The sequence below is a fragment of the Vibrio sp. Y51_MX_L26 genome (assembly GCF_024181935.1).
Taxonomy (GTDB): domain Bacteria; phylum Pseudomonadota; class Gammaproteobacteria; order Enterobacterales; family Vibrionaceae; genus Vibrio; species Vibrio diabolicus.
The window spans coordinates 59,794-77,645 of the sequence record NZ_JAMZAS010000006.1 but is presented as its reverse complement, the minus strand read 5'-3'; the positions used below and the strand labels follow the sequence as shown (position 1 = coordinate 77,645).

Here is a 17,852-nt window from a genome sequence, read left to right as displayed (position 1 = left end):
ATTTAAAAAACAATCTTTTTTCTTTATTTATGATCTGTTTTTCTTTATTCTTCGGAACCATAGCACAACTACGGCTAGTGTGATCTGGATCTAAAATGACGGCTGATGAAAAAATTCTGATTAAAGCACCTAGAAGCCATAAGGATGGCCATCTTTTTGAGGTACATGAATCCTCTGCAGACTGGGTAGAGCAGTACCAACATTTCAAAGGGGTGACCAAAAGCATCTTAGAGTTGCTTAATCTGATCTCATTGCGAGGTTTCAGCAGCAAAGATGGATTGGTTTCAACCACAGAGATTGTGGAAGCGACGGACGGACAACTCACTCGTGCAGCTCTGCAACAACGCTTACGTGCAGCAGTAAACATTGGTTTGTTTACTCAAACTCCAGTGCGGTTTGAAGAAGGACTTGCTGGTAAGACGATGTTACATAAGTTTGTTAATCCTAATCAGCTTATTTCAGTGTTGGGTGCAACAAGTCTTGTTACAGACAAAGTACGCCAAAACGAAAAGCAAAAACGTTCAAAAGCATTGGCTCAAACCCAAGTCAACAAGCGTTTGTTGAATGAACATGGGTTGAATACCCCTCCAACGATGAAAGATGAAGCCGATCAATTTGTCGTGTCTCCAACGAATTGGGCTGGGATCATTGACCAAGCACTTGCACCACCAAGAACTCGAAAAAGTTATCAGAAATCCATGGTGTCGATCTCTGGTACCAAAGCGGTTATTGAAACGCGATCATCCAAAAATATCATGACTGTGGATGATCTGATGACCTTGTTTGCTCTGTTCACGTTGACCGTGCAATACCATGATCATCACAAAGATCAGTATCAACTCGATGCAGCACACGTGCCGAACAAGACGCCGTTATACATTACTGATATTTTGTCGCTTCGAGGCAAAAAAGACAGTGGTCCAGCACGTGATTCTATTCGCGACAGCATTGATCGTATTGAGTTTACCGATTTCCAGCTGCATGAACTTACTGGTCGTTGGCTAAGTGAAAACATGCCAGAAGGATTCAAAAGTGATCGTTTTCGTTTTCTTGCTCGAACCATCACTGCGTCTGAAGAAGCGCCTGTAGAGGGAAGCGATGGTGAAATTCGTATCAAACCAAACTTGTACATTTTGGTTTGGGAGCCTTCGTTTTATGAAGAACTATTAACGCGTGATTATTTCTTCTTGTTCCCACCAGAGATCTTGAAGCAGCATACTTTGGTATTCCAACTGTATTCTTTCTTCCGTAGCCGCATGGTGCGTCGTCATACTGACTGCATGCTGCTGAGTGAATTAAACCAGAAGCTGGCACGTAACATCGAATGGCGACGATTCTCGATGGATTTGATCCGAGAGCTGAAGCGTTTATCGGATGGTAAGGGAACGGATGAGCTGTTTGTCGTGAATTTGTGGGGTTATCACCTGACGATCGAAACTATGATCGAGAATGACAAAGTGATGGACTACCAGATCGATATAAAATGCGATGTGGAAGAAGTCTTACGTTATTCACGTGCGCGAACAACCAACGCAGGAAAGCGTAACATGGCGCCTACGCTGCCAAACCCACTTCGTAATGAGATGGTTACCCGACAACAGCTTGAAGAGCTCTCAGGCATCATAGACGGCGAATTTGAGCCTATCCAACGCAAAGCGCCATCTCCAAGAGGGAATTTAGGCCGCCGCGTGAAGCAAAGAAAACACCTGGTAGAGATCAATGCAGACGAGATCACCATTACTTTATCTAAATATACCTCACCAGAGGCTCTAGAACGCAGTATAACGGCTTTATCTGCGATGACAGGGCACTCGTATGCCTCAATCAAAGAAGAGTGCTCTGATTACATAGAGAAGCTTGATTGGCTAAGGGTAGGGGATGAGCCAATTCCTTATGAGACATTAAGCAAAACCGTCGAGCTGTTTAACACCCAAAATGATGTTAAGCACCTTACCATTGAGCGCTTGATTGCTGGATTAGCGGTACGTCGGAAAGTGTGCCGTCAAATCTTCGATGGCCATATGGATGAAATGGTATTCCGCGCTCTGGATGAAATGGCGATTTAAAAGCGTTGCTTGATGTGTATCAAGCAATAGGCGTGGCGTATTGATTTGAAATGTAACAATGTCTTTCGATGATAAAAAACAGACTTAACTCTAACAAATCACTGACATTAGGAGCTAAGCCTGAGACTACTATTTATAACGAATAGACAACCTTTTGTCCTTTCTGATGATTAATAGATTGGCTCATATTGTTACATTCATTCTGAATAGACTTCGCGAGTTTCTCCTCAGGAAACTCGCTTTTTTTTACCTCAAATTCCTCAAAGTAAGCCTTGATCATTTTTCCAGATTAATGAGATAAACCTTGATCATGCTTCTTGGCTTCATTCCAATGTAAAGAACGCATCAAAGCAACATGCGACTCGATTAAGTTATGTGCTTGTTGTTGCCACTCATTTTGATCGCATTGCTGATTACAAAACTCTAAAGCTAAAACGGTAAGGTGCTGAAGTCGCTTTAAACACCAATCTTTGATCAGAATATCGGTCGATACCTGACATGCCGCTTGCTCGAGCTTTGCGCTCGTGTAAAGCAAGGTTCGATACGCTTTTTGAGGATCTCGGTACCTAGCATGTTGAAACACACGTAAACAACCGTCTAGCCAGCAAGCAATCGCTTTGCTTTGAACTTCGTTCAGTTCTGGGCCAAACACGCCGTCGGGCGCTTGATATAAGAGCGTTTCCAGTTTTTCAACTTGATCATGCTTCCGATGTTCATACCACATGGCGATCTGATCTTGCCAAGTCCTCAATTCCATTACGCAGCCTCAGTCCATTGTTTTACATAGTGATTGGGTCCTATTTGATCAAATTCGTCGACAATGATGCTGCTACGACTACGAATTTCATCGGCATCTATCGAATAGTTTGGCTCACTTTTCACTAAGTTACCAAAAGGAAGATCTGGATCGGGAACGGCTGAAATCAATAGTTTGGTGTACGGGTGCTGCGGATTCTTCAGTATTGAGTGTGTATCACCCCATTCAACGATTTGCCCTTTGTACATCACAGCTGTTTCTTCCGCGATGTAGTGTGCGGTCGCCAAATCATGAGTAATGTACAAAAAGCCGATTCCTAGCTCTTGCTTCATGCGCTGCATTAGATTCAGTACGCCTAGGCGAATGGAGACATCCAACATCGATGTTGGCTCATCCGCAAGAATGATTTGCGAACCGACGGCGAGAGCACGTGCTAAGTTTACTCGCTGACGTTGTCCACCACTAAGCTCGTGAGGAAACTTATTTAATGTCTCTTCAGGTAGTTCCACCAAATTTAAAAGCGCTTCCAAACGGGCAGGAATGTCACGTTCACTTTTGATTTGCTTATGAATCTTTAAAGGGCGTGTGAGATGATGGCGAATGGTATGAGTTGGATTGAGTGAGCCAAACGGATCTTGAAACACCATTTGTACTTTACTGCGATACTCTTGGAGCGCTGAACGTGACGTAATCTCATTGATATTAGTGCCATTGAAAAGGATCTCGCCTTCTGTTGCCGGATAGACTTTAGTGATCAAGCGAGCACACGTACTTTTACCGCAGCCTGATTCTCCAACCAAAGCCAGCGTTTTTCCTGCATACAGATCAAAGCTCACGCCTTGGAGCGCACGGAAGGTTTCCTCTTTCGCTAAACCACCGCCTACTCTGAACTCTTTAATCACGTTTTTCATTTGGATGATAGGCTGATTCATGATTACGCTCCTGGTTGCTCTGGTTGTTTGTGGACATCGTGGATGTTTGGGAAAGAAGCCCATAGCTTTTGTGTGTAGGGATGTTGAGGATTATTGCGAATTTCGTATGCCTGATTGACTTCGACGATTTCTCCATGCCGCATGATGGCAATGCGATCACACAATTGGCTCATCAGCGCCAAGTCGTGCGTAATAAAGAGTACTGAGAAGCCAAATTCATCTCTAAGCTGGTAGATTTGTTGTAAAATCTCTCTTTGTACCACCACATCTAAAGCGGTTGTGGGCTCATCCATAATGATCAGCTTAGGGTTCAAAGACAAAGCAATAGCAATCACCAAGCGCTGACGCATTCCACCTGAAAATTGGTGAGGGTATTCCGTTAACCGTTCTCGTGGAATATTGACCAAGTCCAATAGTTTTTCTGCTCGATCTTTCGCTTGAGCGTTGGTGAGTCCTTGGTGATGACGCAATACATCTGCGAATTGCTCTTGGATCGTTAAGACAGGGTTGAGTGAGTTCATCGCGCTTTGAAACACCATGGCGATTTCACTCCACCTCAGAGCGGTTAGCTCAGAATCTGAGAGGCTAAGAATGTCTTTGCCATCAAACAATATTTTACCGCCAGAAATGAACGCTGGCGGCTTATGGAGACGGTTGATCGAGAATGCGATCGTGCTTTTGCCACATCCCGATTCACCAGCAAGCCCAAATACTTCCCCTTTGCCGATATCGAAGCTGACGGATTTTACCGCATTGAAATCACCATTATCGGTGATGTAATCGACGCATAAATCTCGGATCTGGATGACCGGATTATTGTGGTATGCATGATTTAAGTTAATACCATCCATATAAACACCTCACCAATGTAAAAGATAACTATTATCATTATCAGGTGTGATGGTTTTTAGAAAGTGGCAAGCGGTGAATCAGTGAAGTGACTCGAAAGTTAGGCGAAATAAAAAGTGGTATCCGGCGTTGTTAATAAAGTCAAGGAAGACGAGAATTGAGAGCTGGATCAGCACACTTTTCTTAGGGGTAATTATTCAAATCTAATCGTAAATTTGCCCCTTGGCAAAACTTAAATGATGGATCTATTAAGGAGTTAACGAAAGGGCGGGAGGGGTCACATTTCCCTACAGTTTTTCTTACCACCTCGTTCCTGTTTTGCTATAGATTACGCATCGAAAACATGGTGTGTTCGGAGGAAATATGTCCATTAATTCTATCGACCATGACGAGATGACCAACATCGCTCACAAATGGGAATTACCTGATGAAGAAGCCGTTGTGAAGCCTGAGAAAACAGTGAAATCAGCAGAAGCCAGAAGACGCATTGAAGCGCTACGTGAAATCCGTGAAAGTGGATTGACCATTGAAGAAGCAAGGGAGCTTGGCTTGATACACTGATTGCTCTAGTTTGGTATAGCAATCCATAGGGTAGTCGTCGGGCTGCCCTTTTTATTTTTCGCTCCATTTTAGCCATAGCGTCTCACTACAACATCTCACATCTCTTTATTTTTCTTATCCAAACGTTCTAATTCACCTCTCTTTCACCTAAAAAGTTCTAGATCCAAACTCATTTTCATCTGTGTAGAAGTTTGACAATCTTACCTAGCGTTACTAAAAGATATATCAACAGCGATATGCTTTTTGTTGATTATCGCGACCACAAAGCAAGGAGCGCGAGTATGGTTGACCAAATCCTTTTTTATGAGCCCGATGAGCCCCACGGTTTTCTTTCCAATTTTTGCCATGCCCCAGTCAATATATCCTCCCAAACTTGGCCCACCAGCGAACATTATTATCAAGCCCAAAAGTTCCTCGATGCGCAGTTACAAAGCAAAATTCAACACGCGAGCACTCCCGATGAAGCATTCGCCTTAAGCCGAAAATACGAACATTTCGTCAGAAGTGACTGGGAGGATATGAAGTTGGCCGTTATGGCTTTCATCGTTAGAGAAAAGTTTCTGCAAAATCCACCTTTAGCGCAGCAGTTAATGAGAACGGGTAACGCTTGTCTCACAGAGCATTCTCACAAAGATGCCTTTTGGGGGGATGGGGGAGACGGTAAAGGAGAAAATCATTTAGGAGAAATTCTGATGAACGTTCGGGCTGAGCTGAGACATGTCGAGCCCTACAATCTCGTGAAGTTCATCGATAAAGCCAAATTGCCTACCCAATGGGGCACATTTATGATGTATGGCTTCGTTGAAACTGCCACGAACAAAGAGCATCTTGCCCTCGTGTATGGAGAGCCTGCAAACAGCGCTGCACCGCTTATTCGGTTGCATTCGGAGTGTCTTACTGGCGATGCCTTGTTTAGTACGCGTTGCGACTGTGGTTTTCAGCTCAATAGGGCGCTACAAAATATTGTCGAAGAGGGATGTGGTGTACTGCTTTATTTGCGTCAAGAAGGACGTGGTATTGGCTTGATTAATAAAATTCGAGCTTATCACCTTCAGGACGATGGCGCCGATACTGTAGAAGCCAATGAACGTTTGGGCTTTGCTGCTGATATGCGTGATTACGCATTCTGTAAAGGGATGTTAGAGCATTTGGGCATTGATGCGGTGCGACTAATGACGAACAACCCACGTAAGCTGGCTGCGTTAAAAGCGGTTGATATCAACGTCATTGAGCGTGTGCCCTTGCAAGAAGGTAATAATCCAAGCAATCAACACTACTTGCAAACTAAGGCGAGTAAATTAGGGCACATGTTTGATCCTAAGTTTGTCAATCACACCAAGTAAAGCATCATCTATGTCTCAATAGATGAAAACGCCAACGATAGAATCGTTGGCGTTTTCATTCGTTAGGTCATTTATTGATACCTTTGAATGATCTCATCAATTTCACCCGATGTTTTTAACTCAGCCAAACGTGTATTGATGTAGTCCTGAGTTTCTGGCTGCATTTGGGGCGAAAAGGCCAAATAGATCGAGTAGTCAGGGATAACTGAGTCGAAAGATTGGATCTGAAAATCTTCTAGCGACAAATTGAGGCGTTTTAAGTTGTACATAACGCGTGATTCCATTTCGACGAAGGCTGTATCTCCTGGTGTTCGGGTTATCACTCGATATGCGGCATCATAATCTTTAACGCGTATTTCATTCACACTACCATCCTCAAAGAATGGGATTAAATTCGGATAATCAAAACCGAGTAGTAATACGATAGATCGGCCATGCATAGTGTCCATATTCTTGAACTCTAACGGCTTCTCACTACTCGATACCAATACATGTTTTACAGTGTAAATGGGCTCTTCAGACAAGTTTTCTGATTGCACCTTGCCCCAGTTTGGGCTGCCGTAAGTTAGCCAGTTTGGTTCGCCACCTTCTTCTAATATGGAAATCATTCGTTTAAACGGATAAGTGTGATAATTCACCTGATAATCCGATTCAGCGAAAATGGCACTGACGATGTCAGTCACAATCCCGGAATGCATTTGCCCCTGTTGTTCTATTTGAAATGGCCTTGCTTGGTCGGCGATAACGTAATAGTTCACTTCAGCGGCAGTAGCATAAGTTCCTATCGCAATAAAGCTAAAAGCCAATCTAAGTAGAAGTCTTTTCATCGTATCCTCGATTATTATTTGCGCGTGGCTATATTTAGAGTAGCGCAAGTTTATCGGAGCGATTTCATATGGATGAAAAAGAGCGATCTCAACGTCGATTTAGTATCGGCAACCAACTTATGTTGGCGGTGTTAACGTTGAGTTTAATCTTTACTGTCATCATTTCCGCTGTGAGTTTATATCGAGTTTTTAATGAAGATTTAGCCCATTTGCACGTCGAGCTAAAGCAGGTCGAATCCAGTTACTTATCGAGCTTTTCTGCCAGCTTATGGGTGGAGGATAGGGAGCTGTTACTCACTCAAGCAGAGGGCGCAATGCGCATGCCCTCTGTGGATTATTTACGTATCGCTAATGAAGATGAAGTTATCGTCGAACTGGGCACCGCACTTTCTGAGGATGTCGTAGAAAGAAGTTGGCCGATGCAATATCGTGTTGGTGATAAAACCTATGATCTGGCGACATTGACTGTTCAGGCGGATCTGAGCTCGATTTATGAAGATCTTTGGCAACAATTTTTTTTCTTACTCACGACAGAAGCGATCAAGATCCTATTGCTCATAATTGGCGTGCTTTGGGTCGCCTTCCGCCTCTTGGTCAATCCTCTCCAACTGCTTTCCGGCGCCGTGAGCGATTTTAGTGGCGGGAAGGTCCCAAGCAAAGTTACGCTCCCAAAGCGTTGGTGTTTTGATGAAGTGAGCGTGTTGGCGGAGAAATACAACCGAAGCGTTGAGAAAGTCCGTGAGCATCAGACTGAACTTGAAGAAGAAAGAGATAGAGCGGAAGTCGCCAACCGCAAAAAAAGTGAATTTCTTGCCACCATGAGCCATGAAATTCGAACACCGATGAATGGCATTATTGGTGTCGCTTCATTACTGGGTGACACCAAACTCGATCCTCAGCAAAAAGAGTTTGTAGAGATCATCGATAGTTCTTCTCACTCTTTAATGACGATCATCGACGATATTCTCGACTTTTCTAAAGTCGAAGCAGGTAAAGTCGAATTAGAAAATGCGAGCTATGATCTGCGCCGTATTTTGGATGATGTGATCAGCTTACATACCGTCAAAGCCAAGCAGAAGAATCTGCAATTGCTTAGCGATATTGATCCTCACTTGCCAGCGGAAGTGCAAGGTGATGCTGCACGCTTAAAACAGGTATTGAACAATTTGTTGAGCAACGCGATCAAATTTACTGATCGTGGTCATGTGAAGCTTCTTGTTGAGTTAACACGTCAAGAGCATGATGTCGCCATGATTCGATTTCGCGTCGTTGATTCTGGCATTGGTATTGCGAAAGAGAACCAACAAGCGATCTTCGAACGTTTCCAACAAGCCGATGGCAGTACAACCAGAAAGTACGGTGGTACCGGCCTTGGTTTGGCGATTGGTGCTCAGTTGGTGAACTTAATGGGAGGAGAAATCCAACTGACAAGTGAGTTGGGGCTTGGTAGTTGTTTTGAGTTTTCGATTCCAGTTGTAGTAAAAGCACGGTCTACCTACACGGAACGACCTAATGTTTTGACGTTTCCAAAAATTGAAGATAATGAAACCAGCCTCCAGCATGACAATCAACCTTGGGTATTGATTGTTGAAGATACCATCGTAAACCAGAAAGTCGTGCGTATTATGTTGGAAAAGCTCGGCGTTCGAGTGAGCGTCGCAAATCATGGTGAAGAAGCGCTTCAGCTATGTGAGAAGCAAGCTTTTGACTTGGTGTTTATGGATTGCCAAATGCCAGTGATGGATGGTTTCATTACTACTGAGCGTATTCGACAAATGGGAGAGTGGGGGAAACACGTTCCCATTATTGCGTTGAGTGCCAATGTTATTAAGGAAGATCAACAACATTGCTTTGACGTCGGTATGAATGAGTTTGTCGCCAAACCTGTGACCAAAGATCGGTTGCATCAAATATTCGAGCAGTTTTTACCAAAAGCACTGAAAATCAGTGCGGGTCCCAAATAGTTAACTTGAAATTGATCAAGTTAAGTGCGTTTCTATTCTGCAATTGTAACTCTGTATGCTATAGTGCGCGGCTAGTATTTAAAGTACCTTGAGGCTGTAAATGTCGTTCAATCTATCCCTATTGCCGCCTGATGAAAAAAACAAAATCGAACTGGATAAACAAGCGTCGTTTTTGGTTTGGAAGCTCAGAGAGGCCAAATCTGGTCCTGAAGCAATAGAAGAACAGTTGTCCAAGATTAACGATGCTGATGAAAAAGCGTTTTTTCAGCAATCGGTCGAAAAGTACAAACGAGTAATGGGTGTCGCTTAACGCGAATCGTGACAACGGTATAAAACTATGTGGCGAATGAGGTAACCTCCCCATTCCTTTGCTAAGCGAAATTGAAAAGGTTTCGCTTTTTGCTAAAATCCTTCGCATTAAATTTGAATTTAGAGAGACATCCCGATGGGAAGAAGTTTTGAAGTGCGCAAAGCCTCTATGGCGAAAACTGCAGGCGCGAAAATTAAAGTTTATTCCAAATACGGTAAAGAAATTTACATGTGCGCGAAAAACGGCGGTAGTGACCCAGACATGAACTTGTCTCTTCGCCACCTGATCGCGAAAGCGAAAAAAGATCAGGTACCAGCGCACGTTATCGACAAAGCACTAGACAAAGCGAGTGGCGGCGGTGGTGAAGATTACCAACCAGCGCGCTACGAAGGCTTCGGCCCTGGCGGTACTAGTGTTATCGTTGACTGTCTGACCGATAACGGCAACCGTACTTTCCAAGATGTACGCCAATGCTTTGTTAAAGTGGGTGCGAAAATTGGTGTTGAGGGCTCAGTTTCTCACATGTTCGATCACCAAGCGGTATTCCAGTTCAAAGGCGACGATGATGAAATCATCCTAGAAACGCTAATGATGGAAGATGTGGACGTAACTGACGTTGAGCTAGAAGACGGAGTGATTACTGTATTCGCTCCTCATACAGAGTTCTTCAAGACGAAAACAGCACTAAATGGTGCGTTCCCAGATCTAACGATCGATGTGGAAGAAATCACTTTCGTTCCTCAAACTCACACTCCAGTAGCGGGTGAAGATGCTGAGAAGTTCCAGAAATTCTTAGATCTTCTAGATGACTGTGACGACGTTCAGCAGGTTTACCACAACGCAGAGCTATAATTTCTTAGCTTCCACCGTTGTAAAAAGGCTTCCCGAGGGAAGCCTTTTTTGATCGTACTTTTTGCTAGCAGCATTATGCGTTGCGATATTTGGAATAACACAGTGACATGATCACACCAAAACAGATGCCTTGCGTCAGCATGGCCGTGCCGCCGTAACTAAAGAACGGCAAAGGGCTTCCCATTACAGGCAACAAGCCGCTCACCATGCCTGTATTGATAAAAGCATACAGGAAAAAGCTCATCGCTAATGCACCACTCACAAGCCGACTAAAAAAGTGGTCAGACTGACATGCAAGCAACATGACGCGCGCGGTAATAAACAAGTACAGTGCGAGCAAGACTAAACTACCAACAAAACCCCACTCCTCGACATAAGTCGAAAAAATAAAGTCCGTATGACTTTCTGGAATAAAGCCAAGTGTTCCTTGCGTAGCATTCATCCAACCTTTGCCTTTCATTCCGCCGGAGCCTATCGCAATTAAAGATTGGATGATTTGGTAGCCCGAACCTAACGGATCCGACTCCGGGTGCAAGAACTGAGTAACGCGGCTTTTTTGATACGTCTCCATGACGAAGAACCACAAAATTGGCGCCAACGTTAATATACTCGCGACAAAGCCACCGATTATTTTCCAGCTCATGCCAGCTAAAAATAAAACGAATAAGGCGTAAATGACGGTAAAAACCGCACCGTCTAAATCCGGTTGTAGCGCGATTAATCCGGCAGGAATCATAGTGATGAGTAAGCAAAATGCAATTTTCCTACTATCTGGTCTGCCGCCTTCAATATGTAGCATCCACGCGATCATGATTGGAATCGAGAGTTTGATTAGCTCCGAGGGTTGAAAGCGAAAAAAGCCAATATCGAGCCAACGTTGAGAACCATTAGTGCTATCGCCAAACAAAGCGACAGCAAGTAGCAGCGCAACCGCAATAATGTAGAGATATGGAGCTGAGCGTTGATAGCTAGCGGCGGGAATCGATGACATGACCAATATACAAACCAAGGTCAGTCCGCAGCGTGCTAAATGCTTGAAGAGCATGGCCTCATTAAAGCCACTGGCACTCCAAAGTGTTAGTGTACTCAATAGCATGATCGGAATGATCGCCATCAGCAGTGGCAAATCGACCCTGGGGAAAAAACGCTTATTCATTTTCTACGACCTAATAACGCACCCAGTTCGAGCGCGAAAACAACCAGAACTCGAGAGTTCGAACTATTCCGATGCTAAGAATCCTATTTGGAAATAACAGACACCATGCAAAGGTGTGTATGAGAGGGGCGTCGATGTCGTCTGTTATGGGTAAGCTGCTTGGAAAGCTGTGGAATGGATAAATACACTAGACGCAGATTTTAAGCCAGTATTTTTATTCCTATTGTGGTGAAAGACAGACGCTTACAAACAAGCTGGGATAAATGTTCTCTTTAAGGATGGAATGTCATTCATCGCAGCAAACAACCGTTCATTCTAAATAACTGCCATTGGTCGCATGCAAAAGCAGCGTGCGATCTTCTCCCTTAATCTGAAACCATCAAATCACGTTCAACTAAGGACAGTACATGATGGTTTCTCAATCTCGCTCAATCAAAGCTCTTAAACTGGCAAGTACGTTTATCGCCGCATTTGCACTCAGCAGCAATTTGGCTCTGGCTAATCCAAGCGAGCGCACACTCAGTCAATTCAACCAAGCAGCGCAAGGTGACTCTGGCTTAGTTGATACCGTTTACGGCGAATTATCCAAACAACTCGAAGAGCAAGGTGCAACGCCGGTGACCTTGGTGTATTTAGGCAGTGCTGAAACGTTGCAAGGTCGTGAGGCGTTTATGCCTTGGAACAAGATGAAGTTCACCGAGCGCGGTCTTGCCACAATCCAAAAGGGTTTGGATTTAATGGCGAATCAGCCAGTACCACTGCAAGAACAACAACGTTTACAAGGCTTGCCGGAATACCAACTAGCCACCGCCATGGCAGCCACTACGTTTACCTCTTTACCTGACATGTTCAATCACTTTGAGCGTGGCTACAAGCTGTACCTTTCATTGCTCGATGAGCCGAGTTTTAGTCAGCAACCTTTCGCCGCAACGTCTTGGATTTATCGCTACGCCATTGAAGCAGCACTACGAGCTGAAGATGTTCAACAAGCCAAAACATGGTTAGCGCAAATGGAGCAATTGGGCGACAGCAATCTAGAAACGCAAACTGCGAAAGCGCTGCTAGCCAAGTATTAGGGAGGCGTCATGATCGTTTTTAATCAACTTAGCCGCGATTACGCCCTTGGTAGCCAAACGGTGCGTGCATTGCGAGACGTTTCTGGTGAAGTGTTTTCCGGCGAAATGGTGGCTCTGTGCGGGCCGTCTGGCTCAGGCAAAAGCACCTTACTTAACGTGCTTGGCATGCTGGATACTCAATACCAAGGTCAGGTGACATTTGCAGGCAGCCCATACCCAACTGGGCAAATGCAGGCGGCGAAAATGCGCCGTGAAAAGCTTGGCTTTGTGTTCCAAAAATTTAATCTTGTCCCCGTGATGACAGCGTTGGAGAACGTGGCGTATCCGCTGCATCTCAACGGTTTTTCAAAAGCGGAACAAACCGAGCTCGCTACACAAATGTTAGAACACGTTGGCTTGGGCGAGTTTATTCATCACATGCCCGATAACTTGTCAGGTGGTCAGCAACAACGCGTGGCAATTGCGCGTGCCTTAGTGCACAAACCGGCGTTGGTGATTGCCGATGAGCCAACCGCAAGTCTTGATAGCCAAACTGCCAACAAGGTCATCGACATCATGAAAGGACTTGGACACGAGCTTGGCACCACTTTTATCGTCGCTACACACGACCCTCGTATGGCATCTCGTTGTGATCGCACCATTGAATTGGTGGACGGCAAAATCACCCAAACGCACGCAAGTGTGGAGGAGGTTTCATGGGCAAGCTAATTCCTGTTTCGGTTCGCCTTGCTTGGTTGAACCTGCAACGCAATCGCCGCCGCAGTTTGTTGTCGATTCTGATCATCGCCATTGCCGTGTTTGCGTTAACCAGTGCGGGTGGTTTTGGTCTGTATACCTACGACAGTTTAAAAGAGTCGACAGCGCGTGACACGGGGCATCTGACGTTAACCACGCCGGGTTACTTCGCTAAAGAAGAAGAGATGCCGTTGAGTAACGGTTTAACTCACGCCGACGACATCACCAAGCAATTGATTGGGTTGAATGAAGTGCGAGGCGTGCAGCCACGAGTTGAGTTCAGCGGTTTGATTTCCAACGGTAACAAGTCCTCGATCTTTATCGGCATTGGCGTTAACGAGCGCGAATTCGATATGAAAGGACCGTTTTTGGATGTGCGCGAAGGGCAGACGCTGTCCAACATTCATGCATCGCGTTATGACCCAGCAGAGCCAGAAGTGATGCTCGGCGTTGATTTGGCGAATAACCTAAGCGTGCACGTTGGCGATTGGATTACCTTGCTGGCGACCACAACCGACGGCGCATTGAACGCGTATGACTTCAAAGTACGTGGCATTTACTCAACCGGCGTGCCTGAGCTTGATAAACGCCAGCTGTACGTGCACATCAACAGTGCGCAATCGTTGTTGGGCTCCGATAAAGTCAGTGCGTTATCAGTCTTCCTGTTCGATACCAGTTTAACGAGCAAAGTCGAGCAACAAGTGGCTTCGGTTCTGAGTAAGCAAAAGCAGAACTTTGGTGATCAAGATATTGAGATTACGCCTTGGCAAGAGCGTGCGTTCTTCTATCTCAAAGTGAAAGATTTGTACGACCGTATCTTCGGCATCATGGGTGCAGTAATGGCGTTGGTGGTCTTTGTCGCGCTGTTCAACACCATGACCATGTCGGTCACCGAGCGTACACGTGAAATCGGCACCTTGTCAGCACTTGGTAGCTACCCTCGCGAAATCATTACTGGGTTCTTGCGCGAAGCAGGGTTACTCGCGGTGATTGGTAGCTTAATCGGCGCTTTGTTCACTGCATTAGTCACCATTTTACTGATGGTCGTGGATGTACAAATGCCGCCACCGCCAGGACGCACAGAAGGTTACCCATTGACGATTTACTTCTCTTGGGAGCTGGTGGCTGTCGCAGGATTTGCAGTATTGATGATTTGTTTGGTTGCGGCGTTTTTCTCGGCGCGCAAAGGGGTGAACAAGCCAATTACGGAGGCACTGATTTATGTTTAATTTCAAATCACTATTACCAATTGCACTGCTGACGGTAAGCGGCATGGCAAGCATGAATGCCAGTGCGAATGAAACAGCGCTAGATGCACAGCAAGTCGCGCAATTGATTGAAAAAGCGGATAGCTACCGCTTGCACGATGATTCCTCCAAAGTAGTGTCATTGGTGCGCCTATATCAAGACCAAGAGTTAGATAAAACCCGCCTTTACCATGTGTACACGCGTCCAAATCGTGAATCGCTGGTCGTATTCAAATCGGCAGTCGAAGCTGGGCAAAAGATGCTGATGATGGGAGACAACTACTGGCTGCAAATGCCAAAAAGCCGCCGTCCGATTCGCATTACGCCAATGCAAAAGCTGCTTGGGGAAGCGTCTATCGGCGACATCTCAACCCTGACGTGGAGCCAAGATTATCAAGGTGAATGGAAAGCGACAGAAACCGTTTCGGTGAACGGAGAAAGTGTCGCGGCTTATCACCTTGCTTTAACCGCGAAAACCAAAGGGGCGAGCTATCAGAAGATCGACTTGTGGTTGTCTGAGCAAGATGCGTTTCCAATCAAAGCCGATCTTTACTTGCGCTCTGGCAAACTCGCCAAGCAAGCGCAATACGGACGTGCAAGCGACAACGGTGAAGACTACGTCAGTGAGATGACCTTGCTTGATAGCATTCAGCCGAGCAAAAAGACCGTTATCGAGTATCAAGAAATCGTACCTTGGCAGCTGGACAACAAGTTCTACAACCCAAGTTATTTGCCAAAAGCCAACACGACTCAGCTTTAGTCTGAGCTTCGTAAATAGAACCATAAAAACGAGCAAGGAAGTCACATGAAACCGCACCAGCCTAACCTTAACAAAAGCACCAGTTTGTTGATTGCTGCGTCGTTGTGTGTGGGCACAGCAGCCCCAGTTTTTGCCAATGATGAGCTGAGTTTTGAATGGGATTGGGCTGTCAGCTACGAAACTGCCAAGCAGCGTGATAGCGCATTTATGCAAGCGCAGGGCAGCTCTCATGATTCACTTAATGCACTGTTGGATGTGCAAGTGAACTATCAAAACTTCAGTGGCTTGTTCGCTCTGTACAGCCAAGGCTTGTACCTCAATCAACAAGGAGAGAGTGATTGGTGGAGTGAAGCTGATAACCAACTGTTGGTTCGAGAGCTGGCTTGGCTAGGGGAGTGGCAAGTCGGTGATACCGCTCTTGATGTGAGTTTGGGTAAGTTACGCGTGGATTGGGGAGTGGGTTATGGCTACCGACCTTTGGATCTGTTTAAGCCGTATCGAAAAAATCCTGTTGGCTTAGTAGCAGAAGAAGGTGCGGGTGTGTTTTCACTTTCACACTACGATATGGCCGGCGAATGGACCGTCATTGCGACGGATTCAAGCTGGGGGCAGCAAGACCAAAGTGCTCTGGATCAAGCCGCAGAGCAACAAGGTGTTGGTATTCGTCGTTATGCGCTGGTGGGTGATACCGAGTATCAACTTATTGGTTATTACGATGATGTGCGCCGCGGTTTACTTGGCGCCAGTGCCATCGCCGTGTGGGATGAATCCATCGCCATGCACGGTTCCATGCTGTGGCAAAAGCAAAGTGTCGGGTATCAGTTTCAGCAGGATGATCTTTACCAACCCGTTTCAGTTGAGGAGCAGGGCAGCGCATTCCAAGCCTTAATTGGATTGAACTGGGCAAACCAAGCCGGACACAATGTGATTGCTGAATATTGGTACGACAGCCGTGCATGGTCGAAAAGCGAATGGCAACAAGCAATAGAGCGTGGCGAATTACTTTCTCAGATCCCTGATCCTAACAACTCTCTGTTGGCTAGCAGCGCTCTACTTGCAACAAGCTACGCCCAAGGGTTTCAGCATGCCAATATCGTTCAGCATAACGTAATGCTGCACTGGAGTTGGGATGTGGAAGCGTGGGCTGCATGGAACGGCGAAGCGGATATGGGCTGGCTAAGTGATGTAACCCCCACGTTGGATGTGATGCTGTCGCCACAAGATAGTGGTGTGATTGTCACGCAGTGGCTTAACTACCAATGGATTGATACTGGCGATCAAAGTGTAGAAGTGGAAGTTGCCGCACGCTTTTTAACCGGAGACGACCAATCTGCTTACGCACAAATCAATGATAAGCATATGATTGTATTTAATATCAAAGGGAAATTCTAAATGTATTCAGCTAAGTTAATGGTAGAAAGTGGATGGCTACGCAGTGTGGTTGTCACGACTTTATTCTGTTTGTTTATCTCGGTAATGACATTGTCTGTTTGGGGTGGTCCTTACTATGTACATGTATTGGTGAGCTTTGGTTTTGGTTACTCCGCCTTGTTCTTCTCTTGGTTAGTCGACAAGTTGTTTCCTAGCATCCCCCGTAGACTAGAAATTGCTTTGTCACTGACCGCCTGTTTGTTGTTTGGTGTCATTAATGCGCAGTTTTGGCTCGGTGAATACTTCGGTATTTCGGGCATGCTGCCAGTGTTGCTGATGGGCTTGTTATTCAGCGGCATGTGTTACTTTTATTTCCACTCACGAGAGAAAGAAGCGATTGCTCAGCGTGAATTAGAGAGTATCAAGCGTGAAAAGGCAGAGCAGGAACGTGCACTGTTGCTAAGTCAGCTTAAACAGATGCAAAGCCAGATTGAACCGCATTTCCTATTTAATACCTTGGCAAATATCAGCGCGTTGATGTCCCAGGACGTTGATAAGGCCAAGCAGATGTTGGATCAAATTACCGCACTATTACGTGCGACGCTAAAAAGCTCACGTGAAGAGCACACCACGATTGAGAATGAAATTGCCTTAATTGAAGCCTACTTGAGTATTCAGAAGATACGTCTGGATGGACGTCTAAGCTACAAAATTGAAGTAGAAGACGGTTTAGGAACAACAGAACTGCCACCGATGATGTTGCAACCTTTGGTGGAGAATGCCATTGTTCACGGTATTGAGCCAAAGCGAGAAGGCGGCGAAGTCAGTTTGCTCATCAAGCGCGAACAACAGAACTTGCAGATTGAAGTCAGAGACACAGGTGTTGGCTTAAATCACGTTAGTGGGCACATGGGCTCCGGCGTGGGTTTGAGTAATCTCAAGCAGCGAGTTGAAGCTTTGTTCGCAGGGCAAGGAGAGGTTGTTATCAGTGAGTCTGCTCAGGGTGGCGTTTGTGTTCGCTTGAGCTGGCCAATGGAATCGTAAGC

General features: G+C 45.5%; 17 protein-coding genes. 12 read left to right on the top strand and 5 right to left on the bottom strand.

Annotated features, from left to right (window positions below; translation table 11 throughout):
* The first annotated feature begins 95 nt into the window (after positions 1-95).
* Positions 96-2,066 (top strand): replication initiator protein RctB domain-containing protein, encoded by a 1,971-nt coding sequence (locus tag NL645_RS14500; RefSeq protein WP_104972136.1) that lies wholly within the window; start codon positions 96-98, stop codon positions 2,064-2,066.
* Between the two features lie 289 nt (positions 2,067-2,355).
* On the opposite strand, the gene NL645_RS14495 is transcribed toward NL645_RS14500, so the two are convergent.
* Genes NL645_RS14495 through NL645_RS14485 form a run of 3 tightly spaced genes read right to left on the bottom strand, consistent with a single transcriptional unit; the run spans position 2,356 to position 4,606 of the window.
* Positions 2,356-2,823 (bottom strand): transcriptional regulator, encoded by a 468-nt coding sequence (locus tag NL645_RS14495; protein ID WP_104972137.1) that lies wholly within the window; start codon positions 2,821-2,823, stop codon positions 2,356-2,358.
* A complete protein-coding gene (locus tag NL645_RS14490) occupies positions 2,823-3,755 on the bottom strand; it encodes an ATP-binding cassette domain-containing protein (RefSeq protein ID WP_006740905.1) in 933 nt (310 codons plus the stop codon). Before NL645_RS14490 ends, NL645_RS14495 begins: the two co-directional genes overlap by 1 nt.
* Positions 3,756-3,757: 2 nt before the next feature.
* Positions 3,758-4,606 carry an ABC transporter ATP-binding protein gene (locus tag NL645_RS14485; protein WP_104970357.1) on the bottom strand — a complete coding sequence of 283 codons (849 nt, stop codon included), beginning with the start codon at positions 4,604-4,606 and terminating at the stop codon, positions 3,758-3,760.
* A 361-nt stretch (positions 4,607-4,967) separates the two neighbouring features.
* On the opposite strand from NL645_RS14485, the gene NL645_RS14480 reads away from it, so the two are divergent.
* Positions 4,968-5,165, top strand: a complete 198-nt coding sequence (locus tag NL645_RS14480; protein WP_005392088.1) for a PA3496 family putative envelope integrity protein — start codon at positions 4,968-4,970, stop codon at positions 5,163-5,165.
* A 281-nt stretch (positions 5,166-5,446) separates the two neighbouring features.
* Complete coding sequence (gene ribA / locus NL645_RS14475; protein WP_006740907.1) at positions 5,447-6,508, top strand: GTP cyclohydrolase II; 1,062 nt, start codon at positions 5,447-5,449, stop codon at positions 6,506-6,508.
* A 71-nt stretch (positions 6,509-6,579) separates the two neighbouring features.
* On the opposite strand, the gene NL645_RS14470 is transcribed toward ribA, so the two are convergent.
* Positions 6,580-7,335, bottom strand: a complete 756-nt coding sequence (locus tag NL645_RS14470; protein WP_006740908.1) for an ABC transporter substrate-binding protein — start codon at positions 7,333-7,335, stop codon at positions 6,580-6,582.
* Positions 7,336-7,403: 68 nt separating this feature from the next.
* Here NL645_RS14470 and NL645_RS14465 point away from each other — a divergent pair, with 68 nt between their 5' ends.
* The 3 genes from NL645_RS14465 (at position 7,404) to NL645_RS14455 (ending at position 10,461) form a co-directional block, all read left to right on the top strand.
* On the top strand, positions 7,404-9,299 hold the full coding sequence (locus NL645_RS14465) for an ATP-binding protein (protein ID WP_243327407.1): 1,896 nt from the start codon (positions 7,404-7,406) through the stop codon (positions 9,297-9,299).
* 100 nt (positions 9,300-9,399) lie between these two features.
* Positions 9,400-9,609, top strand: a complete 210-nt coding sequence (locus tag NL645_RS14460) for a DUF3283 family protein (protein ID WP_005374484.1) — start codon at positions 9,400-9,402, stop codon at positions 9,607-9,609.
* A 135-nt stretch (positions 9,610-9,744) separates the two neighbouring features.
* The gene (locus tag NL645_RS14455) at positions 9,745-10,461 is read left to right on the top strand and encodes a YebC/PmpR family DNA-binding transcriptional regulator (protein ID WP_005392082.1); all 717 of its coding nucleotides are present in this window, start codon (positions 9,745-9,747) and stop codon (positions 10,459-10,461) included.
* A 73-nt stretch (positions 10,462-10,534) separates the two neighbouring features.
* On the opposite strand, the gene rodA is transcribed toward NL645_RS14455, so the two are convergent.
* Positions 10,535-11,617, bottom strand: coding sequence for a rod shape-determining protein RodA (gene rodA, locus NL645_RS14450; RefSeq protein ID WP_253651903.1), 1,083 nt, complete (start codon positions 11,615-11,617; stop codon positions 10,535-10,537).
* A 407-nt stretch (positions 11,618-12,024) separates the two neighbouring features.
* Between rodA and NL645_RS14445 the strand changes: the two genes are divergently transcribed.
* Genes NL645_RS14445 through NL645_RS14420 form a run of 6 tightly spaced genes read left to right on the top strand, consistent with a single transcriptional unit; the run spans position 12,025 to position 17,850 of the window.
* Entirely contained in the window at positions 12,025-12,693 is a 669-nt protein-coding gene (locus NL645_RS14445; protein WP_253651902.1) for a hypothetical protein, read from the top strand.
* Positions 12,694-12,702: 9 nt separating this feature from the next.
* A complete protein-coding gene (locus tag NL645_RS14440) occupies positions 12,703-13,401 on the top strand; it encodes an ABC transporter ATP-binding protein (RefSeq protein WP_005383201.1) in 699 nt (232 codons plus the stop codon).
* Positions 13,389-14,657: an ABC transporter permease gene (locus NL645_RS14435; RefSeq protein WP_253651901.1), complete on the top strand. Its 1,269-nt coding sequence runs from the start codon at positions 13,389-13,391 to the stop codon at positions 14,655-14,657. The genes NL645_RS14440 and NL645_RS14435 overlap by 13 nt, the downstream gene beginning before the upstream one ends.
* A complete protein-coding gene (locus NL645_RS14430; protein ID WP_253651900.1) occupies positions 14,650-15,435 on the top strand; it encodes an outer membrane lipoprotein-sorting protein in 786 nt (261 codons plus the stop codon). Before NL645_RS14435 ends, NL645_RS14430 begins: the two co-directional genes overlap by 8 nt.
* A gap of 45 nt (positions 15,436-15,480) precedes the next feature.
* Entirely contained in the window at positions 15,481-16,827 is a 1,347-nt protein-coding gene (locus NL645_RS14425) for a hypothetical protein (RefSeq protein WP_253651899.1), read from the top strand.
* The gene (locus NL645_RS14420; RefSeq protein WP_253651898.1) at positions 16,828-17,850 is read left to right on the top strand and encodes a sensor histidine kinase; all 1,023 of its coding nucleotides are present in this window, start codon (positions 16,828-16,830) and stop codon (positions 17,848-17,850) included.
* The last annotated feature ends 2 nt before the right edge of the window (positions 17,851-17,852 follow it).